This window comes from Christiangramia gaetbulicola (assembly GCF_003054225.1).
Lineage (GTDB): Bacteria > Bacteroidota > Bacteroidia > Flavobacteriales > Flavobacteriaceae > Christiangramia > Christiangramia gaetbulicola.
Genome location: NZ_QBKQ01000002.1, coordinates 520,847 through 538,218, shown reverse-complemented (window position 1 = coordinate 538,218; position 17,372 = coordinate 520,847). Strand labels below are relative to the sequence as shown.

The window sequence follows — 17,372 nt, the reverse complement described above, 5'->3', positions numbered from 1 at the left end:
ACAAATTTATGATTTTTTATTGGCTAGATTAAATAATTTAGGAAAGTTAAATTTATAATCCTGCGAATATTCATTATCTTAATGTCATCAATCAAAAATATCATGCAAACAAAACTATTTATCATCCTGTTTACCGGATTACTTACTTTTTTAGGGACTAACTCCTGTTCTTTGGTAGGAATAGATCCCGATGATATTGAATTAATAGAAATGCGTATTAATCATCATAAGCAAACTGCCGTAGGCATTGGCCCGCAAATGGTGTACCTGGTGCAGGAAGAGGATGAAATAGGAGGGGAGAACTGGAAATATTTGTATGATGAGATCGAGGGCTTTGAGTATGAAGCTGGTTATGTTTATGATCTTAAAGTTAGGAAGATCAAAATTCAGAATCCACCGCAGGATGCTTCAAATTTGAAATATATATTGCAAAGGGTGGTGTCCAAGGAAAAGATAAGTGAGGATGAGAATTTTGATATTAAATTAAAATGGGCCGATAGCAACTTCGTTCAAAACTCTAACAATGAATTATCGATCCTAGGAGAATACATGATAGATTGTGAACCGCTTTGCGAGGAGCTATCTCAGGCTCTTGAAAATAATGAAGAGGTAACTGGCACCTTTACTCACCTGGGTGGGAATAGGCTTAAACTAATATCCATGCAATAAAAAAAGCGACCATCTGGTCGCTTTTTTTATTCTTTTTGTAATGAGGCCATATAGAAGCCATCATATCCACTTTCACTGGAAAGTATACTTTTCTCTCTTAATAATTTGAATTCTTTTCCTGACTCGGTTTTCAGGAATTTTTGAACCTGCTGCTGATTTTCAGAAGGTAAAACTGAACAGGTGGCGTAGACAAGTTTGCCGCCTTTTTTTACGATCTTAGAATACTGCTCCAATATTTCCAGCTGAGTGTTCCTGATCTTATCCAGAAAATCTGGCTGTAATTTCCACTTAGCGTCAGGATTTCTACTAAGAACTCCAAGTCCGCTGCAAGGTGCATCGATAAGAACTCTGTCTGCTGTCCCGTATAATTTCTTGATCACCTTCGTAGAGTCAATGCTTCTAGTCTCCACGTTATGGGCACCAGCACGTTTCGCTCTACGCTTTAATTCTTTTAATTTATTACCATAAATATCCAATGCGATGATTTGTCCCTTATTTGCCATAAGAGCAGCAAGATGAAGTGTTTTACCACCAGCACCGGCACAAGTATCCACCACACGCATTCCCGGTTCAACATCAAGAAATTCAGCCACTCTTTGTGAGCTGGCATCCTGAACTTCAAAAAGGCCATCTTTAAAAGCAGCGGTTCTAAAGATATTCGCACGTTCCTTAAGTTCCAATGCTTCAGGATAGTTCCTTAGATTGGTGGTTTCTATACCTTCTTCGCTAAGCTTTTTTGCTAATTCCTGAGGAGTGGTTTTTAATTTATTAGCTCTTATAACCACAGGAGCCTGCTTGTTCAAAGCATGGATCTCATTTGTCCATACCTTTTCTCCAAGTTCCTTAGCTCCAATTTCATCCATCCAGTCTGGCACAGATTCTCTGAACTTTCTAATTTTACTTAGTTCATCGAACTTTCCTTTGATACGTCTTTCAGGAGTTTTCTCAAATTGTGGCCAGTCTGGGATCTGAACCCCTCTTAGAACACACCACACCGCAAACATTCTAAAAAGATCTTCTCTTTTAAATGGTTCTTTCACTTCGGCTATTTCGGCGTATAAACGCTTCCATCTTACAATGTCATAAGTAGTCTCTGCGATAAAACTTCTGTCGCGGGAGCCCCAACGTTTATCACGTTTCAGTGTTTTTTCAATAACCTTATCGGCATAGTTCCCTTCATTAAAAATTTCGGCTAAAGCATCAACGGTAGCAAAAACTAGATTCCTGTGTAGGCGCATAAATATTCTTTAAGGCGGCAAAGTTACGTTTTTTTGAAACGGATTAATTTATATTTGGTTCAAATTCTGAATAGCGTAGCACATGAAGGGCTGCAGCTAAATAGGTCAATTTTATCCTATGTTAAATGAGGTGAAATGTTCCTGAAAAATGAAAATAAATGAAGAAAATAAGTTTTTTACTGATCTTATTGATCATTGCCTGTAAGAATGACAAACAGCAAACTGAAAATGCGGAGGCAACTGCTGAATCAAAGCCATTTGAATCTGTAGAAGTTGAAGTGATTCTGGAAAACGATTCCTTGAGTATCCGGGCTATCGAGGTGATGGGAAACAGCCTGGCCTTTGCTTCGAATAATGGAACTTATGGATTATATAATTCCGCTAGCAAAACCTGGAAGATCAATAATCAAAGTTTTGATACTATTCAACCAGAATTTAGAGCTGTCGCCAGTACCTCGAATGACTTTTTCATGTTAAGTGTTGCTAACCCAGCCTTACTCTATAAAACTGGGAATACCGGGAATATGGAGCTGGTCTACAAAGAGGAAAATGAAAAGGTATTCTATGATTCAATGGCATTCTGGAATGATAATGAAGGGATTGCCATGGGAGATCCTGTGAGTAATTGTATTTCTATAATTATGACCAGGAATGGCGGTAAGAGCTGGAGTAAGCTAGATTGTAAAGATCTGCCTGAAGCAGCTGAGGGTGAGGCAGCCTTTGCCGCTAGTAATTCTAATATAGCCATAGTGGGCGATAATGCCTGGATATTAACTGGCGGGATGAGATCCAGGATCCTATATTCTCCAGACAAAGGAGAGACTTGGAAAATTTTTGAAAGCCCGATAATTCAGGGCGAGGCAACAACTGGTGGTTACAGTATCGATTTTTATGATGAGAATAATGGAATTATCATTGGTGGAGATTATACCAAACCAGAGGCTAACAAAGCCAATAAAGCGATTACCAAAGACGGCGGAAAAACCTGGGAATTGATCGCAGACGGAAAAGAACCGGGATATAAAAGTTCAATTCGATACGTACCCAATTCTAATGCTCAGGGAGTTGTTGCAACCGGATTTACGGGTATTCACTATAGCGATGACGCTGGAAAAAACTGGAAGAAACTTTCTAACGAAGGGTTTTTCACTTTAAGATTCATTAATGATAGCGTGGCTTACGCTGCAGGGAAAGGGAGAGTAACAAAATTGAGTTTCCGGTAAAAAGAAATGATCCGGCAAAAATTAATCTACCGGATCATTAACTACTAACTAACCAAAAAACTAAATATGAATAGTTATCTACTCACTACTATTAGCATCGTTACGCTCTCTTTTTGAGCGATATTCTTTTATAAGCTTTTTATGGAACTCATCTTCCAGCTTATGGAGTTTAATAATATCCTTGGCTGAAATGATCTGTTTAAGATCTTTAAATAGTTCTTTCTTTATTTTGTATTCTTCACTTTCAACTGAAAGGAATTCGTTGATAAGATCTTCGGCTTCATTTTCGCTAATGCATTCCACATTTTGAAGATCTATATGTTCACGTTTATGTAATTCGCGTCTTTCTTTTTCATATCTATTGTAGATAGGCCAGAATTTTTCTGCTGTTTTTTCGTCCAGATTCAACTCCTGGGTGAAATAGGCAACTTTTAGTGCCTTAATGCGTTCGTGCCTGGCATCATTATCTTCTTCCTGAGAGAACCCTGGAAGAGAAGTGAAAATGATTAGTAATAATACGATTAGCTTTTTCATACTTATTCTAAAATAAAAGTAGGGTCTTCAATATTTTCATCAATATATTCAAAAACTGCTTCAGAATTCATAGAATTAAAATCTTCATCGTTCACGAGCTGGTTACCCTGAAACATAAAATCTGAATAGTCTGAAGTATTCAAGTCAATATATCCCATATCATAACCCTCATCTATATAATTTTCCATTGCAGAAACTTCCACATCATCCCATCCCACAGGATCATTAATACCACCGTTGAAAAAATTACCCAGGAACATTACGAATATCGCAGCTACTGCAGCCGCATAAAACAGATACTCTTTCTTGAAAAGTCTAATGACTTTTGGTTTTGGAGTATCTACCTTAGTAAGTATGTTGTCTTCAATTCTTTCAAAATATCCTTCTGGTGTAGTAAAACCACTATTTAGAACCGGTAGTTCCACAGAATTCTCGCTTTCCAGCTGGCGCATCATTTTCTCTTCAAAATCCCTGAAATAATCTTCAGGTATTTTGAAACCGGAATTGTACGAATAATTTTTTCTGATAGGTTCCATTACTTCTATGACACTCTTTTTGCCTAAAGGTTTAATTTGACTTTAAATATTCCTCTATTTTTTTTGAGGCTATGTGATAAGAAGCTTTCAATGCTCCTTCACTGGTTTCAAGTATTTCGGCCATCTCCCGATACTTTAATTCTTCAAAATACTTCATGTTAAAAACCTGCTGTTGCTTATCTGGAAGTGTTGCTATAGCTTTCTGAAGCTTTAACTGGATTTGATCACCTTCAAAATAAACATCGCTCTCTAAGTTATCTATTATCTGATTTTGCATTTCTTCTGAAGTTATCTGCAATCTGCGTGCCTTATTGTTCAAATAAGTTATAGACTCATTCGTAGCAATACGATACATCCAACTGTACAGTTTGCTATCTCCTTTAAATTGAGCAATATTTTTATAAACTTTTACAAAGGTATTCTGTAAAATATCATCTGTATCGTCATGACTCTTTACCATGTTGCGTATATGCCAGTAGAGTCTTTCTTTGTATAAAGATATAAGTTCTCTGAAAGCTTCATGAGAAGTGGAGCTGTTCTGCAGTCTTTTTACTAATTGATCTTCTGAATTTTGCGACACAGGAATTTGAGTAGCTTTTAATATCCTGTAAAGGTATTGAAAAGGATAAAGTTTCTAATAATAATTATCTAATCTCCTTTTGTAGGACTTTTTGTCCTACAGAATCTAGATTAATCGATAAAAGACACTTTTTAAAGATTAAATGCTAAATTTCCTTGTTTGGTGTATAGTTTTAATTACCTTTACCGCATCAAAATGATTTAATCTTTTTTTGCCCCAAACAAAATTGAATTGGATCGCATTATTTTCATTTGCCCCAAAGTGGAAATAATTTGTAAAAATGGATGATATTTAGTTATATCATCCATTTTTTTGTTTTCAGAAACTAAATAGTGCTATTCCAAAAATTTTATCCGCAAGTTTTTAAGCTAATACATTCAAGTTTTATTCCTTAAATGCTTAATTACGAATCAATTAAAGGTAAAGGTGGGAGTTGATATTGTATGCAATTAGTGGCGATCATTTTAATCAGAATCTTCTCTGTATTAAGATTATTCTAAAAAAGCCTGAACTAGTCAGGCTTATATCTTTAATCGAAAGACTGCATTTCTACAAGTTTTTTATAGGTGCCGTTGGCTGCGATCAATTCCTGATGTCTGCCTTGTTCTACAATTTCACCACGCTGCATAACCACGATCTTATCTGCATTCTGGATGGTAGATAGCCTGTGCGCGATCACTACACTGGTGCGGTTCTTCATCATATTTTCCAAAGCTTTTTGAACCAGTTTCTCACTTTCAGTATCTAAAGCAGAAGTAGCTTCATCGAGGATCATTACCGGTGGATTTTTTAGAACGGCTCTGGCAATTGATAATCGTTGCTTTTGGCCACCACTTAATTTGTTACCACTGTCTCCAATATTGGTGTCTAAAACTCCAGGAAGTTCTTTTACGAATTCCCAGGCATTGGCGATCTTCAAAGCATCGATGATCTCTTCATCGCTGGCATTTTCTTTACCTAAGGTTATATTATTCCTGATAGTGTCATTAAAGAGTATAGAATCCTGGGTAACCAGTCCCAAGAGATCCCTCAAGGATTTTTTCTTGATCTGCCGTATATCATGACCATCTATCTTGATAGCGCCGCTATCTACATCATAGAAACGGGTGATAAGGTTGGCGATTGTTGATTTTCCTGATCCGGACTGACCTACCAGAGCTACTGTCTGACCTTTAGGGACAGTGACGCTGAAGTTTTTTAATACTTTTTCATCCTCGTAGCTAAAATCTATATTTTCAATACTGATCTCAGAATTGAAATCTTTTTTATCAAGAGCATCAGGTGCATCCGTAATAGTCGAAGGGGTCTCCAGTACTTCTAAAATTCTTTCTGCGGCGGCATTTCCTTTTTTAACGCTATAAGTAGCTTTGGAGATCTGCTTCGCCGGGGTAAGTATATTGTATGCAAGTCCCAGGAAAGCAATAAAGGTTGCAGCGTCCAGACTTTCTTCTACAAGAACCATATTTCCGCCAAACCATAAAATGATCACGATCACAAAGATCCCTAGAAATTCACTGGTTGGAGAGGCTAAATTCTGGCGGTTTACCAGCTTGTTCAGGATATTGTTCAATCTATTGGTAGATTCCTGAAAGCGAGCGTAGAACTTGTTTTCAGCATTAAATCCTTTAACGATCTTAAGACTGGAAAGAGTTTCTTCTACGATACTCAGAAAATGACCATTCTCTTCCTGTGCTAGATTGGATTGTCTTTTTAGTTGTTTTCCTATGATTGAAATAACAAAACCAGCTACTGGAAGAAAAATAAAGACGAATAACGTAAGCTTAGCACTCATCAATAACATGGCGATGATAGTGAAGAGAATCGTTAATGGTTCTCTTACGATCAATTCCAGTATAGAAAGGAAGGATGTTTGTACTTCGTTTACATCAGCGGTAATCCTCGATATGGTATCACCTTTCCTTTTTTCTGAAAAATAGGAAACCGGCAAAGCCAATATCTTTTTATAAACGGCATCTCTAAGATCTCTTAAAACCCCGTTACGCAGGAAAGTAAGAAAGAAAGAACTCAGGTAGCCAAAGAAGTTTTTCAGAAAGAAAAGCAAGACAACTATTCCGCAGATAAAAACCAGAGCGGCAACTTCATCTTCATTCACTCGCTGGGTAACTTCGTAATTAAAATAGTCGGTTACATAATCTTTTGCCTTGCCAATGCCTTCCCAGACTGGTTTTTTTGATACTCTTTTGGTTTTATCGAATAACACCTGGATAACAGGGATCAGGGCGATAAAAGACAGAGTACTGAAAATAGCGTATAGAACGTTGCAAATAATATTCAGTATCGCAAAACGCTTATAAGGAACTGCGAATTGAAGTATTTTACGGAAATAGGTCATTTAATAATAGTTAGCCCAGTTGTAATTCTTTTCTGATTCGGGCAATTTTTTCACTCAGTTTTTGATCTTCTTTCTCGTAATTCTCTACTGAGTCCAGATCTGTATTTACACTGATGTAGAATTTGATCTTAGGCTCAGTACCACTTGGCCTGGCCGCGATCTTTGTTCCGCTTTCAGTATAATAGATGAGTACATTAGATTTAGGGATATCGATACTGCTTTCTGTCCGATCCAGAAGGTTTCTGGCTACTGAGGATTTATAATCTTCTATGAGAACAACCTTTTCTCCATCGATCTCTTCCCATGGATTTTCACGAAGGTCGATCAACATTTGTTTGATCTCTTTTTCTCCTTCGATACCTTTCTTAACCAGGGAGATCAATTCTTCCTTATATAATCCGTATTGTGTATAAAGTTCAAGTAATTTTTGATAAAAGGAATTGCCTTCTCCCTTCATTTCCGCAGCGATCTCACAAGCTAGGAGAGTAGCTGTAACCGCATCTTTATCTCTTACAAAGTCACCAACCATATAACCAAAACTTTCTTCACCACCACCAATAAAATCTAATTCAGGATGATCTTTGATAAGTTTTGCGATCCATTTGAAGCCGGTAAGAACTTCCTTGTATTCCACACCATAATCCTCGGTAAGATTTTTGAGCATTGGGGTAGAAACTATGGTAGAGGCAACAAACTCATTTCCTTTTAATTTGTTCGAATTTTTCCATTCCTCCAGCAGGAACCAGGTCATAACCAGCATGGTTTGATTACCGTTAAGCAGGATCATATTTCCGTTAAGATCACGCACGGCTACACCAAGACGATCGCAATCTGGATCTGTACCAATAACAATATCTGCGTTTTCTTTATCTGCAATTTCCAGGGCCATCTTTAAAGCTTCCGGCTCTTCTGGATTTGGAGATTCTACGGTTGGGAAATTCCCGTTGGGCTTTCTCTGTTCCTCAACGATATGAACATTGGTAAAACCAGCTTTTTCCAATACTTCTGGAACCATGGTGATCGAAGTTCCATGTAAAGAAGTAAATACGATCTTTAGGTCTTCGCGAGCCGAAGAAGGGGTGTCGAAACTTCCATTTTCAACTGAAGCTTCTGCAAAAGCCTTATCTACTTCAGAATCAATTTTTACGATTAGATCTTCGTTCGCATCAAATTTTATAGCGCTGTAATCAAGATTATTAATTACATCGATTAATCCTGAATCCTGCGGTGGAACCAATTGTCCTCCATCTTCCCAGTACACTTTATATCCGTTGTATTCCGGTGGATTATGACTTGCGGTTAAAACAATCCCGCACTGGCAGTCCAGGTGCTTTACTGCAAAGGAAAGTTCAGGCGTTGGTCTTAGTTCAGAAAAAAGAAAAACCTTGATGTCATTGGCTGAAAATACATCGGCCACAACTTTGGCCAATTCCTGGCTGTTATTACGGCAATCATAAGCTATAGCTACTTTAATTTCCTTGTTAGGGAAAGATTCTTTCAGGTAATTTGAAAGTCCCTGGGTGTTCTTCCCGAGCGTATATTTGTTGATGCGGTTGGTTCCCACACCCATGACACCACGCATTCCACCGGTACCAAATTCAGCATTCTTGTAAAAGCTTTCTTCAAGTTCTTTCGGGTTCTCGTCTATCAGTCTTTTAATTTCAGACCGGGTGTCTTTGTCAAATATATCGGTAAGCCATTCTTCAGCCTTCTGAAGAATTTCAGGTTTATTAGTAGCCATAATTAGATTGTTTTGCTGAACAAAAATAATGATTAAAACCAGAATGCTCCTAAATATTAGGAGTGGTTTTCTTTATTAGGTAACGTTCCTTATCGCGTTTTGATCTCAGGATTAGTTCCCCAAGGAAACCCGCAAGAAAAAACTGGGTTCCTATAACCATTACAATAAGAGCTATATAGAACCAGGGGTTATCTACTACCAGGATGTTAGGGATGCCATGGTATAATTTGTATAGTTTTGAAAGGCCTATCCAGCCGGCAGTGACAAAACCAATAATGAACATCAACACACCAAGTGCTCCAAAAAGATGCATAGGTCTTCTTCCGAATTTAGAAAGGAACCAGATGCTTATTAGGTCTAAAAATCCATAGATGAAACGATTGACCCCAAATTTGGTGGTACCGTATTTACGGGCCTGGTGTTGTACTTCTTTTTCGGTGATCCTGTAAAAACCTGCATTTTTTGCAAGAACAGGAATATACCTGTGCATTTCGCCGTAAACATCTATATTCTTGATCACTTCTTTACGGTAAGCCTTCAATCCGCAATTAAAATCATGCAATTTTACTCCGGAAGTTTTCCGGGCTGCGGCATTGAAAAGTTTTGAAGGGAGGTTCTTGGTGAGCACATTATCGTATCGCTTCTTTTTCCATCCGGAAACCAGGTCATTTTCATCTTTTATGATCATATCATAAAGCTCCGGAATCTCTTCCGGATTATCCTGAAGATCGGCATCCATGGTGATAACCACATCGCCCTCGGCTTTTAAAAAACCAGCATGAAGAGCCTGTGATTTTCCATAATTCCGGTTAAAACGAATGCCTTTTACACGGTCATCATTTTCAGATAATGCCTCAATGGTTCGCCAGGAGCCATCGGTACTCCCGTCATCTATGAATATAATTTCATAAGAAAAGGAATTGGACCGTAAAACTTTTACGATCCAATTATATAATTCTACAAGAGATTGTTCCTCGTTTAAAAGTGGTATAACTACCGATATCTGCATAATTTATGCTTTACCTATCCCAGAGCAGGATCTTGCTTTTTCATGATTGCTCCAGCGATCAAAGATATAAGTAATCCAAAGAATAAACTTGATACCAGGGTCATTGTTGCAAAAAACCATGGTTTCATGGTGAAATCGGTCATGGCCATTGCGTCGCTTATTTGCTTATCGCTCATACCCTGATCTGACATATTCTGATAGGATGTTTCCTTAACGATCTCAATGAATTCCGGATAAACAAAACTATAATGAATGTAGGCGTAGATCGCTGCAACAAGTCCGCTTACAGCTGCTGTGGCCAATCCAACCTTTAAGGCTTCCTTTATGCTCAGGTAATTATTGTTCTTGGACTTGTAGTTATTTATAGCTAATACTAAAACCGTAATGCTAACAACAATGTTTACAACGCCAATAACCCAGTTATCCTGTGAGATGTTAAAAGCATAGATTAAAACAAGCACTAAAATAGAATAGGCGGCAAGCAATAGCCCATAAGTATAGGCAATTGGTTTAATTGAAGGAGAATTGTCCATTATTAATTGAAGTTTGATTAGTTTAGCAGTTAGTTAACAAATATAGGAAAACGTTACATTCTAAATTCAAGAAAAAGTTTTTGTAAATTTGTTTGTTCATAAGAACTTATTAATTAAATTTGCACCTCGAAAATTAAAAGATCAAAGCGATGAAGCAGGGAATCCATCCGGAAAATTATAGACTGGTAGCTTTTAAAGATATGTCTAATGAAGATGTATTTATTACAAAGTCTACAGCAAAGACAAAAGAAAGTATTGAAGTTGACGGAACAGAGTACCCGTTGGTAAAACTGGAAATTTCCAGAACTTCTCACCCATACTACACAGGGCAGACTAAGCTTGTGGATAGTGCTGGTAGAATTGATAAATTCAAGAACAAATACTCAAAATTCAAGAAAAAATAATTTTTTCCTGTTTTTTATAGATATACAAAGCCGCTCTTTAGCGGCTTTTTTACGTTGTTGATTTAAGTATATAGATAATTGAAAGTTCTTCAGGAACTATTAATTTTGACAAAATTTCAAAAATGATGAATTATATTCTTTTTGATGGTCCTTCAAAAAATGACCTGCTTCCTTTTACTTTTACCAGACCCGTAGCAGATATTAGGATCGGGATACTTACCATAAGAGAGAAATGGGAGGCTTTTCTGGAAGCGAAAACTTCAACGAAGACAGAAGATCATCTTTCCGGAAAATGGCCATTAAAACTATCTGAAAAGAATGTTTTTATAGATTCATCTGTTATTCCCACTGAAAGTCTGGTTGAAAAAATTATAGCTCTAAAGCCGAACGAAAAGCTGGTAAAAGGCGACAGGCTACTTGCTTACTTTCAAAACGGAGAAGAAGAAGTTGATATTTCTTCCCTGGAAACTATAAATTTCGAAGAAGAGATTTTAACGGTAGATAATACCTGGGATATTTTTTCGAAGAACGGAGAAGCTATAAGTCTTGATTTTGATTATATCACCAAAGACCGGCAATCTGCAGAAATACCTCATTCTAATTTTGTCAAGGCTGCAGAGAACATTTTTATAGAAGAAGGAGCAGAGGTGGAAAATTGTTCTCTTAATGCATCTTCTGGTACTATTTATATAGGTAAGAATGCTACGATCATGGAAGGTTCCCTTATTAGAGGGCCTTTTGCTGTCTGCCAGGGTGCTATCATTAAAATGGGAGCAAAGATCTACGGTCCAACTACGGTTGGTCCTTATTGTAAAGTTGGGGGAGAGGTAAACAATTCAGTTTTCTTCCAGAATTCGAATAAAGGTCATGATGGATTCCTGGGTAATTCTGTTCTTGGTGAGTGGTGTAATATAGGAGCAGATTCCAATAACTCCAATCTTAAAAATAACTACGCCGAGGTAAGGTTGTGGAATTATAATACCGAGAATTTTGCCAGAACGGGATTACAGTTCTGTGGACTAATTATGGGTGATCATAGCAAATGTGGTATTAACACCATGTTCAACACAGGTACCGTAGTTGGAGTAAGTGCTAATATCTTTGGTAGTGGTTTTCCAAGAAATTTTATTCCCGGGTTTAGCTGGGGAGGTAGTGCAGGTACAACTACTTATAAACTCGAGAAGGCATTAGAGACAATGGAATTGGTGTTGAAGAGGCGTAATGTTGAGTTAACCCAACATGACCGCGATATATTAAAATACGCTTTTGAGTACTCGGCGAAATGGAGGAAAGCCTAAAATTTAAGAAGGGCAACCAATAGAATAAGACAGATAAAAAGTATTGCAGAGATCAGTAGAACTCTGTAATGCTTTTTTTTATGGGTAGCAATGATCTGTTGGCGGAATTGTTCAAGATCTTCCTCGGTAATGCGGCTTCTCTGCATGATCCCCTTGAATTTTCTTTCAGAATTATTTAAAGCGGGGTTCTTCGCTTTGTTTTCGAAATCCATGTTGGCGGGATTTGCGCGGCCAAAATCCATAATGTTCCTGTCTAAAAAAGAGCTTGAATATACGAAAAATTGCGCAATATTCTTATAAGTTTCACAGGCTCTTTTAATTAGATTACCTGCTGCATTTTACAGAAACATTTTAAACTGGTATCTTTGCAGCCCCGTTCTCGGGGTTGGATCTTAAATGAGGGATTATGAACGCTAAGAAAGTCGCATTTTATACATTGGGTTGTAAGCTCAATTTTTCTGAAACATCAACTATAGCAAGGTCTTTTGAAAATGAAGGGTTTGAAAGAGTAGATTTTTCAGAAAAGGCAGATATATATGTAATCAATACCTGTTCTGTAACCGAAAATGCAGACAAACGTTTTAAGACCATAGTAAAGCATGCACAAAAGGCAAATGAGGATGCATTTCTTATTGCGGTTGGATGTTATGCGCAGTTGAAACCTGAAGAACTGGCGGCAGTAGATGGAGTGGACCTTGTTCTTGGTGCGACCGAAAAATTTAAGATCACAGATTACCTGAACGATCTTAGTAAAAATGATCATGGCGAAGTACACTCCTGTGAGATCAACGAGGCCGATTTTTATGTAGGTTCTTATTCCATAGGTGATCGTACGCGGGCATTTCTGAAAGTTCAGGACGGCTGCGATTATAAATGTACCTATTGTACAATTCCCTTGGCCCGTGGAATCTCTAGAAGTGATAAGCTCGAGAATGTATTGAATAATGCTGCAGAGATCTCGCAGCAGGGAATTAAAGAGATCGTTCTTACCGGGGTTAATATCGGGGATTATGGTAAAGGAGAATTCGGGAATAAAAAACACGAGCATACCTTTTTAGACCTGGTAAAGGCGCTGGATGAAGTTGATGGGATAGAGAGGTTAAGGATCTCTTCCATAGAGCCTAACTTGCTTAAGAACGAGACCATAGATTTTGTTTCCCAAAGCAGGACGTTTGTACCTCATTTCCATATTCCGCTTCAAAGTGGAAGCGATGAGATCTTAAAGCTCATGCGTAGAAGATATATGAGTGACCTATATGTAGACAGGGTTAGCAGAATCAGGGAGGTGATGCCTCATGCGTGCATAGGTGTGGATGTGATAGTCGGTTTTCCTGGAGAGACAGATGAGCATTTCCTTGAAACATATAATTTCCTGAATGAACTGGATATTTCTTATCTCCATGTTTTTACATATTCAGAAAGGGATAATACTCCGGCTGCAGAAATGGAAGGGGTGGTTTCTCAAAAAGTTCGTAAGAAAAGAAGTAAGATGCTTCGTGGTCTTTCAGCTAAAAAGCGACGTGCCTTTTATGAAAGTCAGTTAGGGAATACCTTTACGGTTCTTTTTGAAGGTGAAAATAAGGAAGGCTATATTCACGGATTTACAGAAAATTACGTGAAAGTTAAGGCTCCCTGGGATCCGGGTAAAGTGAATACCCTTCAGAAAATTAAATTAACTGAAATAGATGAGGACGGGCTGGTTAGGTTTGAAGAGGTACCAGCAGCAGTGGCAGTTTAAATATTCATGCCTACCGGAAGAAGTTCTTTATACTTTCTTCGGTTTTTTCTCATAAAACCGGCAATTTCTGGACTTGTAGGTACTACACTTGTATTTCTTTCTTTAATTTCAGCAAGTACCGCAATGATAAAGTCTTCCTGTCTGTGTTCGGTGCCCTCTGGCATTCTCATTTTTGTTAGAAAGATCTTCCTTTCCTGTTGAGAATATTCGATGGTGGCTAAAGTGTCATTAATGGTTGTTTCAAATTGCCTTTGAAACTCATTGTCTGTAATTACTAAATCTTCCTTGCTCATTTCTTTAAATTTTAATTCATGGGCACTTCAATAAGAAGCACCTTTGAAGGTTTTTTGAACTCCATCGAGAACTTATTCGTATTCCAAATTCCAATAGCATCGCGTTTCTTTAGAGACGCATCAGCTATATTGGCTTCACCTTCGATAAGGAATACATAAACCCCGTGTTTTTCTTTTTTTAGTTCATACTCAATTTTCCTGCCAGTATCAAAATCGCCTAAATGTAAATAGGCTTGCTGATTGATGAAAAGAGAGTTTTCAGATTGATCAGATCTTGGAGAAACCACATTAACAAGCTGGTTTTCTTTCATAAGACCTGAGAAATCTTTCTGGTCATATCTAGGTTCCAATCCATTCTTTTCGGGAAAGATCCAGATCTGTAGCATATTCAGTTCCTCATTTGAAGAATTGAATTCACTATGCTCTACTCCGGTCCCGGCACTCATTACCTGTACTTCGCCAGCTTTGATCACCTCGGTATGATCCATGGAATCTTTGTGTCTTATCTCGCCCTTTAAGGGAATAGAAATAATTTCCATATTTTGATGAGGGTGAGTGCCAAAGCCCATTCCAGGCTTTACATGGTCGTCATTAAGAACCCTTAATAGCCCGAACTGGACTTTTTTGGGATCAAAAAAATTAGCAAAGCTGAAAGAATAATTAGCGTTTAGCCAGCCGTAGTTGGCCTTACCCCGCGAATCGGCAGGATGAAATACTTTTTCCATTTTTTGTGGCTTGGTAAATTTGAAAGTCAAGTATTATGCAGTAATTTTGATTGTTAAATTTACAACTAAATGCCAGCATTCTTTGTTATATACATGTTAAAATGAAACAGGACCAAGAGCTTACCCATGTATATTTAATGCCAGGAATGGCAGCAGATTCTGCGATCTTTGAAAATATTTCGCTTCCGGAAGATAAATTTAAGGTCCATCCTTTAAAATGGGAAATTCCTGAAGCAGACGAAAGCCTTCAGGATTATGCCAAAAGAATACTTCGATATGTTAAACATCCTGAACCTGTACTTATAGGCGTTTCTTTTGGCGGGGTAATTGTACAGGAAATGGCTAAGTACACAGATGTAGAGCGGCTTATAATTATTTCCAGTGTAAAATGTACCGATGAATTACCGCCCCGGATGAAGTTTGCCTCGAAAACAGGCCTGTTTAAATTGATCCCCACGGGTTTGGCAGATTACGTGGATTATTTTGAAAAGGTTGCCGTAGGGGATTTTCTGAAGAAGAGAGCCAGATTATACAAACAATATATTTCAATCACAGATAAGCAATATCTCAATTGGGCCATAAAAAATATGGTGAACTGGAAATGTGATAAGCCAGATGAGAAGGTGATACATATTCATGGTGACCGGGATGAAGTGTTTCCTATGAAAAATATTCAGGGTGCCATTGAAGTTAAAGGAGGTACCCATATAATGATCATAAATCGCTTCAAGTGGTTTAATGAGCATCTGCCTGAATTAATTAGTACCGGAAAACTGAAAATGAAAGAACAAACAAAACAAGTTAATTGATTAGCTATGAAAATTTTAAAAAGTGCATTATTGATTGTTGGATTATTAACGATTTGCGCTTTCAGCATTAATGCAGTGCAGCAAGGAGAAAGCGGAAATTCAATGGAATCGACCGCAAAGGTTGATGATAATATTAATAAAAGTGTTGCAGATTCTTATAATATAAAAGCCTTGCCAATGCCTGAAGACCTTAGCTTCGCAGGAGAGAAGGTGCCTTTAGAAGATCCGGATATCTATGAAAGGATGGATCGCGAATTACTGGTGAATACCTACTGGCAGTCCAATGCGCTGCTATTGATTAAAAGAGCACATAAATATTTTCCGGTTATAGAGCCAATTCTAAAGGAAAAAGGGGTGCCAGATGATCTTAAATATCTTGCGGTTATAGAAAGCGGGCTTACCCAGGCGGTTTCTCCTGCCAAGGCAGTTGGATTCTGGCAGATCATGGAAGGTACAGGAAAAGATTATGGACTGGAGATAAATTCTAATGTGGATGAGCGATATCATATTGAGAAATCTACCAGAGTTGCGGCAGACTATATGAAAAAGGCTAAGGAAAGATTTGGATCCTGGACGCTTGCGGCTGCCTCTTATAATGCAGGCCAGTATGGTGTAGATAAGCAGTTAGAAAGACAAAAAGTAGATGACTATTATGATCTTTTGTTAGGCGAAGAGACGGGGAGATATGTTTTTAGAATCCTGGCATTAAAAGAGATCATGAACAATCCAGAGAAATATGGATTCAATTTTGATGAGTCAGATCTTTACAAGCATATACCTGTGAATAAGGTGAAGGTAGATACTGTGGTTAAGGATTTTCCAGATTTCGCTGAAAAATTCGGTATCAATTATAAGATTCTAAAGGTACATAACCCATGGTTGCGTGACGATCATCTTAAGAATGCATCTGGAAAGACCTATTTCATCGATATTCCTGAAAAAGGAAATTACCCTGAAATCAATTAAAAAGAAGGTTTATTCAGCCTGAACATTATCTGCATAAACTCCGTCGTAACCTTTTACGAGGTTATTGGAGATAGAAGTTTCCAGGGCGATATAATTTTCACGATAAGCGGTTTCCTTTTCGGTATGGAGAGGAGGAAACACGCTTCTTCGTATATCCATGATCTTTTTATCCCCGGCGATTAGAAAACAGGTAGGCAGTCCTAAGGAATGCTTTAATTGTTTTACCACGTAAGCTCCATTGTTCTTTCTTTCATCCACGTAAACTATCGAGATGTTCGAAGAGAAATTTTCGGCAAGTTCCTTTACTTTATCATGTTCGTCCCAGAATAAGACTACAAAATCTATCTTATCCCTGTATTGCTTAGCTAATTCATTTAACGCCGGTATTTCTCCTTTACTTGGAACACACCAGGATGCATAGGTGATAAGGAATACGGGTTTTTTATAATCATAAAGAGAAACTTCCTTCTTTTTTAAATTCCTGAACTTGAAATTATCCATGTAGGATCCTTCAAGATAGTTACTTGTGAAATTTTCAAAAAGTTCCTTTCCTTTTTCATAATCATTAAAACGATAGGCGAGATCTGCTTTTCTATTATAGTCTGAAAGGTTGAAATATAAGGCCTCAGAAAAATAGGTCTTTTCCTGCAGCTGTTGCTGGGAGAATACTATGGGGCCAATAAATAGAAAAACTAGTAATAGTTTTTTCATGTAATTTGTGGG

At 37.7% G+C, this 17,372-nt stretch carries 19 protein-coding genes; 7 read left to right on the top strand and 12 right to left on the bottom strand.

Annotation, left to right across the window (positions count from 1 at the left end):
• Positions 1 to 102: 102 nt before the first annotated feature.
• A complete protein-coding gene (locus C8P64_RS09120; protein ID WP_170106648.1) occupies positions 103 to 669 on the top strand; it encodes a DUF4377 domain-containing protein in 567 nt (188 codons plus the stop codon).
• A 26-nt stretch (positions 670 to 695) separates the two neighbouring features.
• Here the strand turns inward: C8P64_RS09120 and C8P64_RS09115 are convergent, their stop codons facing one another.
• On the bottom strand, positions 696 to 1,907 hold the full coding sequence (locus C8P64_RS09115) for an RsmB/NOP family class I SAM-dependent RNA methyltransferase (RefSeq protein ID WP_108171760.1): 1,212 nt from the start codon (positions 1,905 to 1,907) through the stop codon (positions 696 to 698).
• 158 nt (positions 1,908 to 2,065) lie between these two features.
• Between C8P64_RS09115 and C8P64_RS09110 the strand changes: the two genes are divergently transcribed.
• On the top strand, positions 2,066 to 3,130 hold the full coding sequence (locus C8P64_RS09110; RefSeq protein WP_108171759.1) for a WD40/YVTN/BNR-like repeat-containing protein: 1,065 nt from the start codon (positions 2,066 to 2,068) through the stop codon (positions 3,128 to 3,130).
• 78 nt (positions 3,131 to 3,208) lie between these two features.
• On the opposite strand, the gene C8P64_RS09105 is transcribed toward C8P64_RS09110, so the two are convergent.
• The 7 genes from C8P64_RS09105 to C8P64_RS09075 form a co-directional block, all read right to left on the bottom strand.
• Positions 3,209 to 3,664 (bottom strand): hypothetical protein, encoded by a 456-nt coding sequence (locus tag C8P64_RS09105; RefSeq protein WP_108171758.1) that lies wholly within the window; start codon positions 3,662 to 3,664, stop codon positions 3,209 to 3,211.
• A gap of 2 nt (positions 3,665 to 3,666) precedes the next feature.
• Entirely contained in the window at positions 3,667 to 4,200 is a 534-nt protein-coding gene (locus C8P64_RS09100; RefSeq protein WP_108171757.1) for a hypothetical protein, read from the bottom strand.
• Positions 4,201 to 4,231: 31 nt separating this feature from the next.
• Complete coding sequence (locus tag C8P64_RS09095; RefSeq protein WP_108171756.1) at positions 4,232 to 4,780, bottom strand: RNA polymerase sigma factor; 549 nt, start codon at positions 4,778 to 4,780, stop codon at positions 4,232 to 4,234.
• Between the two features lie 529 nt (positions 4,781 to 5,309).
• Complete coding sequence (locus C8P64_RS09090) at positions 5,310 to 7,133, bottom strand: ABC transporter ATP-binding protein (RefSeq protein ID WP_108171755.1); 1,824 nt, start codon at positions 7,131 to 7,133, stop codon at positions 5,310 to 5,312.
• Between the two features lie 10 nt (positions 7,134 to 7,143).
• Complete coding sequence (locus C8P64_RS09085) at positions 7,144 to 8,874, bottom strand: phospho-sugar mutase (protein ID WP_108171754.1); 1,731 nt, start codon at positions 8,872 to 8,874, stop codon at positions 7,144 to 7,146.
• Positions 8,875 to 8,923: 49 nt separating this feature from the next.
• Complete coding sequence (locus tag C8P64_RS09080) at positions 8,924 to 9,883, bottom strand: glycosyltransferase family 2 protein (protein WP_108171753.1); 960 nt, start codon at positions 9,881 to 9,883, stop codon at positions 8,924 to 8,926.
• Positions 9,884 to 9,897: 14 nt separating this feature from the next.
• Positions 9,898 to 10,416: a DUF4199 domain-containing protein gene (locus C8P64_RS09075; RefSeq protein WP_108171752.1), complete on the bottom strand. Its 519-nt coding sequence runs from the start codon at positions 10,414 to 10,416 to the stop codon at positions 9,898 to 9,900.
• A 149-nt stretch (positions 10,417 to 10,565) separates the two neighbouring features.
• Here C8P64_RS09075 and C8P64_RS09070 point away from each other — a divergent pair, with 149 nt between their 5' ends.
• Both C8P64_RS09070 and C8P64_RS09065 read left to right on the top strand, forming a co-directional pair.
• Positions 10,566 to 10,820, top strand: a complete 255-nt coding sequence (locus tag C8P64_RS09070) for a type B 50S ribosomal protein L31 (protein ID WP_108171751.1) — start codon at positions 10,566 to 10,568, stop codon at positions 10,818 to 10,820.
• A gap of 125 nt (positions 10,821 to 10,945) precedes the next feature.
• Entirely contained in the window at positions 10,946 to 12,118 is a 1,173-nt protein-coding gene (locus C8P64_RS09065; RefSeq protein WP_108171750.1) for a GlmU family protein, read from the top strand.
• Here C8P64_RS09065 and C8P64_RS09060 read toward each other — a convergent pair.
• Positions 12,115 to 12,330, bottom strand: coding sequence for a hypothetical protein (locus tag C8P64_RS09060; RefSeq protein ID WP_146167201.1), 216 nt, complete (start codon positions 12,328 to 12,330; stop codon positions 12,115 to 12,117). The genes C8P64_RS09065 and C8P64_RS09060 overlap by 4 nt on opposite strands.
• A gap of 194 nt (positions 12,331 to 12,524) precedes the next feature.
• On the opposite strand from C8P64_RS09060, the gene mtaB reads away from it, so the two are divergent.
• Positions 12,525 to 13,856 (top strand): tRNA (N(6)-L-threonylcarbamoyladenosine(37)-C(2))-methylthiotransferase MtaB, encoded by a 1,332-nt coding sequence (mtaB, locus tag C8P64_RS09055; RefSeq protein ID WP_211307605.1) that lies wholly within the window; start codon positions 12,525 to 12,527, stop codon positions 13,854 to 13,856.
• Here the strand turns inward: mtaB and C8P64_RS09050 are convergent.
• Both C8P64_RS09050 and C8P64_RS09045 read right to left on the bottom strand, forming a co-directional pair.
• Positions 13,853 to 14,149 carry a GNAT family protein gene (locus C8P64_RS09050; RefSeq protein ID WP_108171747.1) on the bottom strand — a complete coding sequence of 99 codons (297 nt, stop codon included), beginning with the start codon at positions 14,147 to 14,149 and terminating at the stop codon, positions 13,853 to 13,855. The two genes, mtaB and C8P64_RS09050, sit on opposite strands and share 4 nt — an antisense overlap.
• 11 nt (positions 14,150 to 14,160) lie before the next feature.
• A complete protein-coding gene (locus C8P64_RS09045; protein WP_108172219.1) occupies positions 14,161 to 14,874 on the bottom strand; it encodes a pirin family protein in 714 nt (237 codons plus the stop codon).
• A 101-nt stretch (positions 14,875 to 14,975) separates the two neighbouring features.
• On the opposite strand from C8P64_RS09045, the gene C8P64_RS09040 reads away from it, so the two are divergent.
• Positions 14,976 to 15,683 carry an alpha/beta hydrolase family protein gene (locus C8P64_RS09040; RefSeq protein ID WP_170106647.1) on the top strand — a complete coding sequence of 236 codons (708 nt, stop codon included), beginning with the start codon at positions 14,976 to 14,978 and terminating at the stop codon, positions 15,681 to 15,683.
• A 6-nt stretch (positions 15,684 to 15,689) separates the two neighbouring features.
• On the top strand, positions 15,690 to 16,649 hold the full coding sequence (locus C8P64_RS09035; RefSeq protein WP_108171745.1) for a lytic transglycosylase domain-containing protein: 960 nt from the start codon (positions 15,690 to 15,692) through the stop codon (positions 16,647 to 16,649).
• Between the two features lie 9 nt (positions 16,650 to 16,658).
• On the opposite strand, the gene C8P64_RS09030 is transcribed toward C8P64_RS09035, so the two are convergent.
• On the bottom strand, positions 16,659 to 17,360 hold the full coding sequence (locus C8P64_RS09030) for a TlpA family protein disulfide reductase (RefSeq protein WP_108171744.1): 702 nt from the start codon (positions 17,358 to 17,360) through the stop codon (positions 16,659 to 16,661).
• Positions 17,361 to 17,372 lie beyond the last annotated feature (12 nt).